This window comes from Lysinibacillus sp. FW12, from assembly GCF_050817245.1.
GTDB lineage: Bacteria > Bacillota > Bacilli > Bacillales_A > Planococcaceae > Lysinibacillus > Lysinibacillus irui.
Genome location: NZ_CP139094.1, coordinates 1,501,360 through 1,515,484, shown reverse-complemented (window position 1 = coordinate 1,515,484; position 14,125 = coordinate 1,501,360). Strand labels below are relative to the sequence as shown.

The window sequence follows — 14,125 nt, the reverse complement described above, 5'->3', positions numbered from 1 at the left end:
TAAAAATAGTACGTATAGATTAGCATATAATTTTTATTCTCATAAAACAATGTGTATCAGGCTACCAATTTTTGTGAAGATAATAGAGTTTCTATGAATACATTAACGATTTGTAAGGAAAAAGGTTCGCCAATATACCACAAAAAAATACAAAAATTTTATGACTACCTATCATTCTCACTTTGATGTTATTATTGCACAGATTTTTTAGCTGACTTACATGATGTAATCATTAGGTATTGCTAGCCCCTCCTACCGAAAGCAAAAAACTCTGCACAATACATGCAGAGTTAAAAATATCCTTTTTCCTTCAAACTAATAAATTGATGATCACCAATAATAACATGATCGATTAATTCAATGCCGATAATATAACCAGCTTCAACGATACGCTTCGTAACTTCAATATCCTCCGTACTTGGCGTTGGAACTCCACTAGGGTGATTATGGGCACAAATAATTGAAGCAGCAGATCTCTTGACAGCTTCACGAAAAATTTCCCTAGGATGTACGATGGAGGCATTTAAACTGCCAATAAAAATCGTTTGTTTATGAATAATTTGATTCTTGATATTTAAAAACAGAACGACAAAATGTTCCTGATTAAGCGAAGTCATATCAGGCATTAAATAGGCCGCTGCATCTTGTGGAGAGCGAATAGTAAATTTTTCATCATTATGCTTCTGAGCCAGACGTCTTCCAAGTTCAATGGCTGCTAATAATTGAATAGCTTTTACCTCTCCTATTCCTTTAATGGCCACCATTTCTTCGATGGTTGCGTGCTTCAGATGGTGTAGTCGTTCAAAAACATTTAAAACTCTATTGGCAAGAACTAGCACAGATTCTTCCTTTGTGCCTGTCCTTAACAAAATAGCAAGTAGCTCTTGGTTAGACAAACTTTCAGCCCCTTGCCGTAGTAGCCGTTCACGGGGACGATCCTCCATATTGACATCACGTATCATTAAAGTTGGTACTTCTAGCAAACATACTCACTCCTTCGCAAATTGGACTATTCGTAGCGCTACCAATTGCGAAAACAAAGCTGCAAGTGGTAGACCTACAACATTGTTATAATCTCCTTCAATTCGTTTAACTAATAATGTACCGATTGTTTGAATGCCATATCCACCAGCTTTATCAAATGGATCACCAGAATCTACATATGCTTCGATTAGTTTTTGTGTTAATTGGTGAAAAACAACTGTAGTTTCTTCCACAAAAACAGTTTCCTGACCACTTGGCTCAATAATGGCTACAGCCGTCATCACAACATGCTTATTGTCTGATAGACGTTGTAAGTGAGAAATAGCTTCCTCACGAGATTTTGGCTTATGTAGTAGCTCATTGTCGTACACTACGATTGTATCCGCGCCAATAATCGTGGCTTCTGATGCTTTTTTGGCTACATCGCGTGTCTTTAATAAAGCTACTCCTTTTACATAATCCTGCATGGTTTCTGCTCGTACACTTGTTTCTTCCACTTTACTTGTCATAACCTCAAATGGAAGAGCTAACATGCCAAGCAATTCCTTCCGTCTAGGTGAAGCAGAAGCAAGTATAAGCTTATGATTTGTTTTCAACATTATCTGACCATTCCTCCTTATCCTTATGATAGCGAAGAATGGGCTATTTGAAAATTTTTTAAAAATCAAGATAACGAGGATTTCGCTATGTTTTATGATTAAAATTTAACCTGTAGACACGTATTCTTCGATTGATAATGAGAAAAAACGTGCAAGCGGATGATATTAAGATCGTTGGAAATAGTAGAGGCTGCCGCACCAATAGATTGCCAATCCTCAGGTAATGTGGAATCTTTTCCTTTTTCCTTAAAATTTAATTTTGTGGCATTTTTATCTGCTAAAGCTGCAGGTATTTCCGCAAGTGTGGGCTCCTTACAACTTTCACCACTAACACTAAAGGCTTTTTTAAATGTTGCAGGTTCCTGTAAAAATTCAAGCTGACTTTCTTCAGTCACCATGCTTGTCCATACATAAAATTTCCCATCAACTTGAACAATTGCGCTCTCTTTTAACGCAGGGTACTCTGCAACGAATGAACTGGCACTCTCATAATTTGAGTAGACGCCTGCTTGGCTAGCAAAAAACATCGATGCATTCGATGTATTGCTTGTCTCACCGGCAGTTGGAATCGTCTCTGATTGTGATTGATTATTTGCCACTTCACTACCGTTTTTCTTTAATGGTAATTGCGTACTCGCTTGTAAAGCACCCAAAAAAATAGCTACCCCTAATAGACCAACAAATCCACCTATAATCATTGCTCGAAATATTTGTTTTTTCATCACATGATTGACAATTTTCATTCATCTTCACCTCATCCTTCCACCTATCTATCCTACGAGTAACTTTTTCAAACATACTATGATTCAATATGATATAAGTATATGTAGGTTATGAAGTGTAAATGCGAAATTATTGTTTTTTGATACATAACTAGGTTTGCTAGTATATATAAAAAAACTAGGACCCTCTCTCAAGAGCCCTAGTCTTTTCATTCTTTTAATCTATTACGGACAGCTGTTAATAAATATAACGAGCCAGATACAACCGTTCTTTGCTTGCTCTGTGATTGTGCCTGTAAAAAGGAGGCATAATCAACTAGGACGGTCTTTGAAGTTGCATTAGAAAGCTCTAGCATTTTTTGCGCAGTCATGGCACGTGGATTGTCAAAATCAACAAAATAAAAATCATCACTAACCTGCTCAAAAATTTGTAAAATCTGCTGAACATCTTTATCTGCTAGTATACCAATGACAAATGTGATCGGTTCACTAGGAAACTCATTCTTAATCGTTTCTACTAATTTTTCTGCACTTGCTGGATTATGAGCACCATCCAAAATAATAAAAGGCATTATTTCTTCAAAACGTCCTAAAATCGAGGCATTTTGCACCGCTTGTCTAATGGCTGAATGATTGATCGATACATTTAAAACAGAAGCCACTTCAAAAAACGCTGTGATAGCTAGTGCCATATTATTTGCCTGATGTCCACCTTTCATGGAACGTGTTAGGTTTGAAATTTGGCAATGTTGGGCTTCATTCGTATAGCATTCCCCATCAGGAGTGGCCATAATCGCAAAATGATGGCCTAATTCAAAAACAGCGGCTCTTTTGTCAGAAGCTTTATTATAAACAACACGCTTCGCTTCGTCTGGTAATTCACCAATAATGACCGGGCAATGTTGTTTAATAATCCCCGCTTTGTGATGGGCAATACTTTCAAGTGTATCCCCTAAAAACTTTGTATGTTCTAAAGCTATGCTCGGGATAATTGAAGCAATCGGTGTTACGACATTCGTGCTATCCAATAAACCACCCATACCCGCTTCAATCAACGCGATATCCACCTTCTTATTTACAAAATGTAAAAAGGCTACTACCGTTAAGAGCTCAAAATCTGTTAATTTCCCACTAAGTCCTGCTTGCTGCATTTGTTGAAATACTCGGTCCATTTCAGTAGCTGAAATAGCTTGACCATTTACTTGAATTTGATCATGAACATCAACTATACAAGGTGACATAAATTTACCCACTCGTAATCCATGTTCTTGAGCAATGGCCTCTAGGAAGGTTAATGTAGAGCCCTTCCCATTAGAGCCAGCTAAATGGACAACACGCAATGTTTGTTGCGGATTACCTACTAGAGACAAAGCTTGTTCAATGGCCGCTAGACCAGGTTTAATGACATCATCACTTTCGACTTGCCACTTCACTTTATAATGATCAAAGCTTGGTATCATTGTCCATCCCCCTGTAGCCATTGTCGAACTTCCGCTATAAAGTATAAAGAACCTGTAATCACCACAATATCTTCTTTATGTCTCTCATGTAAGACTGTTTGAACGGTATGTTGCCATTCTTGATGATGTCGTTTATTAGGATTTGTTGACAATATCGCTAAGCTTTCGGCATCCATCGCATTTGGTAAATTTATTTGTGTAAAAGCAATAGAAGTTGCAACGGCATCCATTAACGCAATGCTGTTGGCATGATCCTTATCTGCTAATGCAGCATAAATAAAGTGATATTTTTTTTGCGGATAGACTCCTTCTAGTGTTTTAATAAGGGCAGCTGTACCTTCGGAATTATGCGCCCCATCTAGAATTATATGATTAGGCCATTGTTCAAAGCGTCCTGCCCATTGCGCACGACGTAGACCGTGACGTATTGAATCGTCAGCAATGGTGATTGCTCCTTCCTCACGTAAGATGAGCATAGCCGTTATCGCAAGACTTGCATTACTAATTTGATGAGGGCCAGCCATTTTTAAGGATATATTTGACATCCTGAACTGTTCTCTTTCATATGTAAATTGCTGAAAGTCTGTATTTTGGGAAATAGAGGAAACCTTGAAATCTTGCCCTAAAATAAAGCACGGTGCATGTCGTTCTTCTGATGTAGCTTTTATGACAGCCAATGCCTCCTCATGCTCCACACCAACGACAACAGGTACGCCATCCTTGATGATTCCAGCTTTTTCGGCAGCAACCTTTGCAAATGTGTCACCTAAAAATGCTGTATGTTCAAGAGAGATTGTTGTAATGATGGCTAAAAGTGGTGTTACAACATTTGTTGCATCTAAACGTCCTCCAAGACCTGTTTCAATAAGCGCTAAATCTACTTCTCGATCGGCAAAATATTGGAACATTATTAATGTCACTACTTCAAAGAAGCTCGGAAAATCTCCATTGTATTGCTCTTCTATTATTTCGGCAACTTGATTGAAATAGTATAAAAATTGTTCATCAGAGATTTGTACGCCATTAATGGTTATACGTTCATTAACTCGCTCTAAATGCGGGGACGTAAATGCTCCTACTTTGTAACCTGCATGTTGTAGCATTTCTCTTAGTGCATTGACTGTTGAACCTTTGCCATTTGAACCGGCCACATGGATAACGCGTAGTTTGTCTTGTGGATTGTTCAAATGAGCTAGTACTTCCCGCATGAGTACAAGAGGCTGACGTTTATGATCAACTGCTTTTAAAGTAAAGATAAATTTTGTACATTCCTTCATTGTGTTAAACAATAGAAAACACTCCCTCTTACTGCAATACCTTTATTTTAGTACAAGTATCATTTAATAACATAGCTAAATGTCAAAACTCTAAAAAACACGCAGTGAGCGACTGCATGTTAGCACTCTCTTTTGTTTATGCATCTGGTGAGCATCTAGAAAAGCACCCATATTGTCTAAAATAATTTGACGTCATTATTTATCAGTGGAAGTTCTTTTTAGTATTGATATATAAATCCAAAGATTATTGTAAATAACACTATATGTTTTTCCTAAGCCGCACAAAAAAAGCAATGGATGACTTTCCTCATCCATTGCTTCTAGCTTACATATTTTTTAACTCTTCTAAACGTTTTAAAACAACGGCATGTTTACTTTCATAATCCGCTAATTTTTCACGCTCTGCATTCACTAATGCTTCAGGTGCTTTCGATACAAATTTCTCATTTGATAGCTTACCTGTAACAAGCTTCACTTCTTTTGCCCATTTCTCTAACTCTTTTTCAAGGCGAGCGATTTCTTCCTCTAGGTTAATAAGTCCAACAAGTGGTAAGAAAACTTGTGCTCCTGTCACAACTGCCGTCATTGATTGACCTGGCGCTTCTAAGCCTTCACCAATTGTTAGTGTATCAGGATTACAGAATTTTTCTAAATAAGCTTTATTCGCCTCAAGAACCGCCACTGTTGCAGCATCTTTTGCTGAAATAAATAACGGTACTTTTTTGCTCATTGGTGTGTTCACTTCCGCACGAATATTACGTACTGAACGTATAATATCCATTAGGAGCTTCATATTATCTGCTTCATCAGCAAAATGAAGGTCCTCACGTACTGTTGGCCATGCAGCCACAGTAATAGATTCACCATCATGCGGTAAGTGCTGCCAAATTTCCTCTGTAATGAATGGCATAAATGGATGTAATAGACGCATTGTTTGATCTAGAACGTAAGCTAAAATAGAACGAGTTGTCTTTTTAGCTGCTTCATCCTCACCGTAAAGTGGTAATTTCGCCATTTCAATGTACCAAGAACAGAAATCATCCCAAATGAAATTGTAAAGTTCACGGCCTACTTCTCCAAATTCATAGCGTTCTGCAAGAGAAGTTACACGTTCGATAGTCTCATTTAAGCGCGTTAAGATCCATTTGTCAGCAACGGATTTTTCACCTGTTAAGTCGATTTCATCAAATGTCATACCGTCCATATTCATAAGCGCAAAACGTGATGCATTCCAAATCTTATTAGCAAAGTTCCATACTGATTCTACTTTTTCGGTTGTATAGCGCAAATCTTGACCAGGTGATGAACCTGTTGCTAAGAAGTAACGTAATGAATCAGCACCATATTGTTCAATAACATCCATTGGATCAACACCATTGCCAAGTGATTTACTCATTTTACGTCCTTCGCCATCACGTACTAAGCCGTGAATTAATACATCTTGGAATGGCCGTTGACCTGTGAATTCTAAACCTTGGAAAATCATGCGAGATACCCAGAAGAAAATAATATCATAGCCCGTTACAAGTGTATTTGTTGGGTAATAGCGTTTATATTCTTCATTCGCTTCATCCGGCCAGCCCATTGTAGAAAACGGCCATAGTGCAGATGAGAACCAAGTATCTAGGACATCTTCATCCTGTGTCCAATTTTCTGCATCAGCTGGGGCTTCTTTCCCTACGTAGATTTCGCCTGTTTCATTATGATACCAAGCTGGGATTTGATGACCCCACCATAATTGACGAGAGATACACCAATCACGAATATTTTCCATCCAGCGAGAATATGTGTTTTCAAAACGAGCTGGTACGAAGTTTACTTTCCCTTCTGCGTCCTTTTGTAGTTCAAGGGAAGCATCAGCAAGTGGCTGCATTTTAACGAACCATTGTGCTGAAAGATATGGCTCAACAACAGCACCTGAACGTTCCGAGTGTCCTACTGAATGCATATGCTCTTCAATTCGGATTAGCACGCCTGCTTCTTGTAAATCAGCAACGATTTGCTTACGGCATTCGAAACGGTCCATTCCTTTATACTTACCAGCAAGATCGTTCATTGTGCCATCTTCATTCATGACAAGGATGCGCTCTAGATTGTGACGGTTACCTACTTCAAAGTCGTTTGGATCATGGGCAGGAGTCATTTTAACAACCCCAGTACCAAATTCCATGTCAACGTAATCGTCTGCAACAATTGGAATTTCGCGGCCTACAATCGGTAAAATAACCGTTTTACCAATTAAATGCTTATAGCGCTCATCATTCGGGTGAACTGCTACCCCAGAGTCACCTAGCATTGTTTCTGGACGTGTTGTGGCAACTTCCACATATCCTGAACCATCAGCTAAAGGATATTTCATATGGTAAAAGGCACCTTGCACATCCTGGTATATTACCTCGATATCTGACAATGCTGTTTTCGCTGCAGGGTCCCAGTTAATAATGCGTTCACCACGGTAAATTAAACCTTTTTCATATAATTGAACAAACACTGTTTTAACAGCATCTGAAAGACCACTATCTAATGTGAAACGTTCACGCGTATAGTCTAATCCAAGGCCAAGCTTTGCCCATTGATCGCGAATATGTCCAGCATATTCTTCTTTCCATTCCCATGTTTTTTCAAGGAATTTTTCACGACCTAAATCATAACGTGTAATATTATCTTCACGCAGTTTCGCTTCTACTTTAGCTTGAGTGGCAATACCTGCATGGTCCATACCTGGTAGCCATAGTGCATCGTAGCCTTGCATTCGTTTCATACGAATAAGAATATCTTGTAATGTTGTATCCCAAGCGTGACCAAGGTGTAATTTTCCTGTTACATTTGGTGGTGGAATAACGATTGAATAGGGTTTTTTCCCGCTTTCAGGCTGTGCCTCGAAAAATTTCCCTTGCAACCACCATTCATAGCGACCTGCTTCTATGGACTGCGGGTCATATTTTGTTGGCATTGAAATGTTTTCTGTCATATTGACTCCTCCTAATGTCTGTAGAATGTTGGTAAAATAACGCTGTTCATTTTTTTACCCAACAAAAAAACTCCTCTCGTCAAAAAGGACGAAGGAGTTTTAGTTCGCGGTACCACCTTTAATTCCAGCAGTAGATAAGATAAATGTAAATAAATCACATTTTCTCAGCCTAAATTACTGGCTCTTAATTCGGTAACGGTGTTTAACCGGCTTTAACTACTATTAGTTCACTAAAGCTGCTCAAGGGCTACCTTCAATTACGTACAAATAGAAACTTCTCAGCAACCGTTTCCTCTCTGAAAATGTAAATATAATTTACTCTTCCCCATCATAGCATCTGTATTTGATTTTCCTTATTGTACCGCAGAAACGTGTCATTTTTCAAGTGATTTAGTCATCTTTTAGTAAGAGTAAAGTAAATAGAAAGGAAGTGAGTATTCAAATGCGACGACGCAAGTATAACCCTTGGCTTTTACCACCTTGGCTACGGCAGGTTCGTTTTTATTGTAGAACTATTATCGTACCCATTTGTGCTTTTCAATTTATCCGTGTCATTATTGTGCCAACATCAGGTGATCTAATCTTCTTATTGCTCCTGCTACTTCTCTGCTATTTACTTTTGAAAGACATCATTTGAAACACGGACTTTAAGCGGTGTATATTCTTCTGTAAGGTCCCAAATCATGGAAGGCACTTCATGCCAGGAGCTAGATTCACGCACAACAATATGACTGGAGGATTCCCTCATCACTGCTTTTTGATCTACTGTTGTCACTTTCTCTTGGCGTGAAGCTGCTGCTACGGCTTGGGGTTGTTCTATATGCATACTTTCTTCAATCGTAGCAATGGCCTTTTCTTGCTCGAAGGCTTGAACAGAGAGGTGTTGACTGTCTAACATATCCTTTTCAACAATGGGCTCATATTCATTAAAAATACTTGTTACTGTCCACTCAAGCTGACACATTTGATTTGTTAGACTAGGACGAATATCTTTGACCATTAAATCTTTAAGATCCGATTCTTTTGGTAAATCCACATGTAAAGGTACAGCATACTCAAAATAACCAGTATCGCCTTGGATATCAAGGGCATCAATTGTAATTAGTTCTTCATCGTCTGTAAATGCTTCCATATCTTGAAAATCAAAGCGAACGTGAGCGGTGATGTGGTAGATGCCCATAAGTCGAAGTGAATCCTCTAACTGCATTGCCTGCCACTGAGGCTTAATTTGCACTGCTGCTATTTCAGTTGGGCAGCCGTATCCAGGAAAACAAAATGTTTCGCGCATATTCCATGTTTTTTGTTCGATAATAATCCCTCCCTTTGCATCATATGACAATTGGGAGGGTAGTATGCTAGAATGCTTCAAGTTACATACAACGAAAGAGCATTCTAGTAAAAAAATGGCATGCTAGAGAATTTCATCTAGCATGCCATTTTATGAATGATCTTCCATTCAATTAAACATGTACTAATTTAATTTTATTCGCTACACGATCTGTTAACATTTGTGTTGCTTTTGGAACGATCGGTTTGAAAATTGGATTTAAAACAGGTCCTGCCAAGCCGCCAGCGACTACTTCTAAAAAACCTGTCATTTTTGTATTTTCAGCATCAATGCTTTCTGCAAGGAAATAGCCATTTCCAGTGAAATTATCAGAAAGCCCCTTTAATTCGAATGTTACTTTTGAGGGCGCTACCCATTCTAAAATGATAATTTCTACTTCTACTGTTTTTTTCAAAACACCAACATTACCTTTAAATGTCCATGTTGAATGTTTATCATCAATCATTTCATGTGCATTATAACCTGGGACAAGTTTTGCCCATTTTTCCATATCACTGACGAAATCCCATACATGATCAATTCCTACGGGTACTTCGACTGTATGTGTGCCTGTTGCCATATCAATTCACTACTTTCTTTTATGAATAGCTATATTATAAACGATATCGCCCACAATTTGGCTATGCTGAAAGATATAATTTTGACAAAAACAGGTCCTTCATCCAGTATAGATGATCTTGCTTACTAGTTAATATGCTAGTTCCTCATTTTTCTCATTCATTCCTCAAGCACTACCTTATTTTCCATTTTGGTCATCAAAAAAGAGCATGATAGAAATTCTTCTATCATGCTCTCTCATTTTTATCGCGCTAATTGCGCAAACACTTTATAGAATGCATCTACTGTTTTAGTAATGTGTTCTTCCGTATGAGCTGTAGAAATAAATAATCCCTCAAACTGAGATGGTGGCAGGAAGATGCCTTCCTCTGCCATCAATCGGAAGTATTCCGCGAATAATTGTAAGTCAGATGTTTTAGCTGAGGCAAAGTCAACAACCTCATCATTTGTAAAGAAGAAACCAATCATTGAGCCAGCACGATTTACTGTATGTGGAATATTGTATTTCGTAGCTGCTTCACGGAAACCAGCCTCTAGCTGATCACCTAATTGTTTAAAGTAATCATATGTTCCGTGATCTAAACGTGATAACGTTTCATAGCCAGCCGTCATCGCCAACGGGTTTCCTGATAATGTACCCGCTTGATAAATCGGTCCTGCAGGGGCTACTTGCTCCATAATCTCTTTTTTCCCAGCAAATGCACCTACAGGGAGGCCTCCACCAATAACTTTACCTAATGTAGTCATATCAGGCGTTACCCCAAAATAACCTTGTGCACAACCGTAGTCTACACGGAAGCCTGTCATTACCTCATCAAAGATTAATAACGCGCCATGCTCAGATGTAAGTGCACGTAAACCTTCTAAGAAACCTGGTTTTGGTGGTACAACACCCATGTTCCCTGCAACAGGCTCCACAATCACTGCTGCTAGCTCTGCACCAAATTTTTCGAAAACAACTTTTGCCCCTTCTAAATCATTATAGGCAACTGTTAACGTATTCCGTGCAATATCTGCTGGAACACCAGGGCTATCAGGTAAACCTAATGTCGCAACTCCTGAACCTGCTTTAATTAATAAAGAGTCTCCATGACCATGATAAGAACCTTCAAATTTTAATATTTTATCTCGCCCTGTAACCCCACGAGCTACACGTAACGCAGACATTGTAGCTTCTGTTCCTGAAGAAACAAAGCGAATCATTTCCATGCCTGGTAGACGATCTAATACTAATTGAGCTAAACGATTTTCTGTATAGCTTGGCGCACCAAAGGATGAACCTTTTGCTGCTGTGTCAGCAATCGCTTTGACTACCTCTGGATGTGTATGTCCCAAAATTAATGGACCCCAAGATAGTACGTAATCAATATACTCATTGCCGTCAATGTCTTTAATGATCGCACCATGGCCAGATTCCATAAAAATCGGGTCCATATTCACTGATTTGAATGCACGTACTGGGCTGCTAACACCACCTGGCATTAACTGAACCGCCTCAGCATAGGCTTGTTTTGATTTTTCGTAAGAACGTGTCATTTATTTCTCCTCCAACCAACGTGCAACATCTTTTGCATGATACGTGATGATTAAATCAGAGCCTGCTCGTTTCATGCCTAATAATGTTTCAAGCACAACTTTTTTCTCTTCAATCCAGCCATTTATAGCTGCCGCCTTAATCATCGCATATTCACCAGAAACATTATAGGCAACAAGCGGTAATGGATAGTTATTTTTCATATCTCGGATAATATCTAAATAACTAAGAGCCGGCTTCACAATTAAGAAATCTGCTCCCTCTTCAATATCTGATTCTGCCTCACGGAATGCCTCTAGGCGGTTCGATGGATCCATTTGGTAGGATTTACGATCGCCAAATTGAGGAGCTCCATCTGCAGCGTCACGGAATGGACCATAGTAGCTAGATGCATATTTGACTGCATAAGACATAATTGGAATATGTTCAAATCCTGCTTCGTCAAGTCCTGCACGAATCGCTACAACAAAACCATCCATCATATTAGATGGAGCAATAATATCCGCTCCTGCTTTTGCTTGTGATACAGCGGTACGGGCTAACACGTCTAATGAAGGATCATTTAAAATTTGATCGCCTTCTATTAATCCGCAATGTCCATGATCTGTGAATTCACATAAACATGTATCCGCAATAACTAATAGCTCAGGATGACGTTTTTTTATTAAACGAGTCGCTTCTTGAACGATACCATGATCATGGAACGCACCTGTTCCAACAGCATCTTTTTCAGCTGGTAACCCAAATAAAATAACTGCAGGTATGCCTAAAGCTACAACCTCATCAATTTCTACTTCCAATTTATCCAATGAAAATTGAAAAACGCCAGGCATAGAAGGTACTTCATTTTTAATGTTCTCGCCTTCAATTACAAAAATAGGATAGATCAGGTCCTCTTTATGTAAATATGTTTCTTTTACCATTGATCGCATTGTCGCATTCGTACGCAAGCGACGATGTCTTTGAAATTGTAATTTTGTCATGATTTGTCCCCTACTTTCATAATTTCTTCGATGACTGCTTGCATTGTATATACACTTGGCATAATATCCACAGTAGCACCGTATTGTTCAAGAGCCGCTTCTGTAATATGACCGATGGCTGCGATACGCGTTGCTTGCCAGCCAATCTGTGACGCTACATCCTTTGCGTATACATCAACCGCTGAAGGACTAGCAAAAATCACAGTAACATCTTGTTGGTGATGAATACAATTCATAATAACAGATGTCTGATCATGTCTTTCCACCGTTTCGTAAACTGTCCACTCAACTAAATCAAACGGCAGTCCATCCTTTAGTGTACTTTTCGCCTTTTCTCCTCGTATAAACAGGCAACTCGGACAGCTACCCGCTACAGCCGGAAATTCTTTAACGAAAATATCAGCACTAAATACAGAGGGCATAAAGCTCACTTCAAAGCCAAGCTTTTCTAACGCTGATGTTGTTTTTGTCCCTATAGAGGCAATTTTCCCTCTAAAATTATCGACCCTAAATTGGTGCTGTTGCATCTTAGTAGCAAAAGCATCGACAGCATTTTGACTAGTAAATATAATCCAATCAAATTGACATGCCTTTTTCAATTGCTCAGCATCATTACTGCCCAATCGTTCACAAGTTTCAATTAATGGGGCAATTACAGCATGGCCACCTAATGTTGTGATGTCATCTTCAATAGTAGCTGTCTTAGATGTACCAGTTAAAACGATTGTTTTACCCTTTAGAGGTAAATTATTTTGCATCTTGCTCAGCCTTTACGCGCTGAATTAATTCGAATGCACCTTGTTCTGTTAATATTGCTGCAAGCTCTTCTCCAATTTTTTGTGCATCTGTCCCCACTACTGTTTCCTTATAGATAACAGATGCATCTGGAGCGGCAACTAAGCCTGTTAAAGTAATTTCATCCCCATTTGAAGTGGCGTAACCAGCGATAGGTACTTGACAGCCACCATCCATTGCTGCTAAAAATGCGCGTTCTGCATGTGCTTCTTGCCATGTTAATTGATCAGTAAGCTTTGCTAATTCAGCCAATAGCTCCTCATCATCTGCGCGACATTCAATTCCTAGAGAGCCCTGTGCTACTGCTGGTAAGCAATCTTCTACTGGTAAAAATTCAGTAACGACATCATCACTCCAGCCTAATCGTTTCAAACCAGCTGCTGCTAAAATAATCGCATCATATTCTTCATCTTCCAGCTTAGCTAAACGCGTATCAACGTTTCCTCGAATCCATTTTATTTCGATATCAGGGCGTACTGTTAATAGCTGTGCACTACGGCGCAAAGAACTTGTCCCCACTACAGCACCAGCAGGAAGATCTGCAAATTTAATATGTCCTTTTGAAATAAATGCATCACGTGCATCTTCACGTGGAGGAATACAACCAATTACTAAGCCATCTGGCAATACAGCAGGCATATCTTTCATAGAATGAACAGCAAAATCTATTTCTTTATCGTAAAGGGCTTGCTCTATTTCTTTAACAAACAATCCCTTCCCTCCAACTTTAGATAGCTGTACATCTAAAATTTGATCACCTTTGGTCACGATTTCTTTCACTTCAAATTCGAATGGTGCACCAGCCTCTTTTAACTCATTGATAAACCAATTAGTTTGAGTTAGCGCCAACTTACTTCTCCTAGAACCTACAATAATTTTTCTCAACAGTCTCCA

At 38.9% G+C, this 14,125-nt stretch carries 12 protein-coding genes and 1 other annotated feature; all 12 genes read right to left on the bottom strand.

The window, feature by feature from the left end; all coding sequences use genetic code 11:
* Positions 1-290: 290 nt before the first annotated feature.
* A complete protein-coding gene (gene radC / locus SJW71_RS07760) occupies positions 291-962 on the bottom strand; it encodes a RadC family protein (protein WP_429979844.1) in 672 nt (223 codons plus the stop codon).
* A gap of 27 nt (positions 963-989) precedes the next feature.
* A complete protein-coding gene (locus SJW71_RS07755; RefSeq protein WP_322606161.1) occupies positions 990-1,583 on the bottom strand; it encodes a Maf family protein in 594 nt (197 codons plus the stop codon).
* A gap of 98 nt (positions 1,584-1,681) precedes the next feature.
* Positions 1,682-2,326 (bottom strand): hypothetical protein, encoded by a 645-nt coding sequence (locus SJW71_RS07750; protein WP_274793943.1) that lies wholly within the window; start codon positions 2,324-2,326, stop codon positions 1,682-1,684.
* 188 nt (positions 2,327-2,514) lie between these two features.
* Positions 2,515-3,765: a bifunctional folylpolyglutamate synthase/dihydrofolate synthase gene (locus SJW71_RS07745; protein WP_431811982.1), complete on the bottom strand. Its 1,251-nt coding sequence runs from the start codon at positions 3,763-3,765 to the stop codon at positions 2,515-2,517.
* Positions 3,762-5,042 carry a bifunctional folylpolyglutamate synthase/dihydrofolate synthase gene (locus SJW71_RS07740; protein WP_319023464.1) on the bottom strand — a complete coding sequence of 427 codons (1,281 nt, stop codon included), beginning with the start codon at positions 5,040-5,042 and terminating at the stop codon, positions 3,762-3,764. Before SJW71_RS07740 ends, SJW71_RS07745 begins: the two co-directional genes overlap by 4 nt.
* A 325-nt stretch (positions 5,043-5,367) precedes the next feature.
* The gene (locus tag SJW71_RS07735) at positions 5,368-8,013 is read right to left on the bottom strand and encodes a valine--tRNA ligase (protein ID WP_274793946.1); all 2,646 of its coding nucleotides are present in this window, start codon (positions 8,011-8,013) and stop codon (positions 5,368-5,370) included.
* A gap of 81 nt (positions 8,014-8,094) precedes the next feature.
* Positions 8,095-8,354: a binding site (T-box leader), on the bottom strand.
* A gap of 272 nt (positions 8,355-8,626) precedes the next feature.
* Entirely contained in the window at positions 8,627-9,382 is a 756-nt protein-coding gene (locus SJW71_RS07730; protein WP_312506764.1) for a valyl-tRNA synthetase, read from the bottom strand.
* A 91-nt stretch (positions 9,383-9,473) separates the two neighbouring features.
* Entirely contained in the window at positions 9,474-9,920 is a 447-nt protein-coding gene (locus tag SJW71_RS07725) for a CoxG family protein (protein WP_274793948.1), read from the bottom strand.
* 242 nt (positions 9,921-10,162) lie between these two features.
* A complete protein-coding gene (hemL, locus tag SJW71_RS07720; protein ID WP_412927121.1) occupies positions 10,163-11,455 on the bottom strand; it encodes a glutamate-1-semialdehyde 2,1-aminomutase in 1,293 nt (430 codons plus the stop codon).
* Positions 11,456-12,436 carry a porphobilinogen synthase gene (hemB, locus tag SJW71_RS07715; protein ID WP_274793950.1) on the bottom strand — a complete coding sequence of 327 codons (981 nt, stop codon included), beginning with the start codon at positions 12,434-12,436 and terminating at the stop codon, positions 11,456-11,458. It lies immediately after the preceding gene.
* A complete protein-coding gene (locus SJW71_RS07710) occupies positions 12,433-13,194 on the bottom strand; it encodes a uroporphyrinogen-III synthase (RefSeq protein WP_412927118.1) in 762 nt (253 codons plus the stop codon). The genes hemB and SJW71_RS07710 overlap by 4 nt, the downstream gene beginning before the upstream one ends.
* On the bottom strand, positions 13,184-14,116 hold the full coding sequence (gene hemC, locus SJW71_RS07705) for a hydroxymethylbilane synthase (protein ID WP_322611645.1): 933 nt from the start codon (positions 14,114-14,116) through the stop codon (positions 13,184-13,186). The genes SJW71_RS07710 and hemC overlap by 11 nt, the downstream gene beginning before the upstream one ends.
* Positions 14,117-14,125: the final 9 nt, after the last annotated feature.

Excerpts from the sequence above, each read along its gene's own strand:
- radC (WP_429979844.1), bottom strand. The coding sequence starts at position 962 with ATGATACGTGATGTCAATATGGAGGATCGTCCCCGTGAACGGCTACTA.
- SJW71_RS07755 (WP_322606161.1), bottom strand. The coding sequence starts at position 1,583 with ATGTTGAAAACAAATCATAAGCTTATACTTGCTTCTGCTTCACCTAGA.
- SJW71_RS07750 (WP_274793943.1), bottom strand. The coding sequence starts at position 2,326 with ATGAAAATTGTCAATCATGTGATGAAAAAACAAATATTTCGAGCAATG.
- SJW71_RS07745 (WP_431811982.1), bottom strand. The coding sequence starts at position 3,765 with ATGATACCAAGCTTTGATCATTATAAAGTGAAGTGGCAAGTCGAAAGT.
- SJW71_RS07740 (WP_319023464.1), bottom strand. The coding sequence starts at position 5,042 with ATGAAGGAATGTACAAAATTTATCTTTACTTTAAAAGCAGTTGATCAT.
- SJW71_RS07735 (WP_274793946.1), bottom strand. The coding sequence starts at position 8,013 with ATGACAGAAAACATTTCAATGCCAACAAAATATGACCCGCAGTCCATA.
- SJW71_RS07725 (WP_274793948.1), bottom strand. The coding sequence starts at position 9,920 with ATGGCAACAGGCACACATACAGTCGAAGTACCCGTAGGAATTGATCAT.
- hemL (WP_412927121.1), bottom strand. The coding sequence starts at position 11,455 with ATGACACGTTCTTACGAAAAATCAAAACAAGCCTATGCTGAGGCGGTT.
- hemB (WP_274793950.1), bottom strand. The coding sequence starts at position 12,436 with ATGACAAAATTACAATTTCAAAGACATCGTCGCTTGCGTACGAATGCG.
- SJW71_RS07710 (WP_412927118.1), bottom strand. The coding sequence starts at position 13,194 with ATGCAAAATAATTTACCTCTAAAGGGTAAAACAATCGTTTTAACTGGT.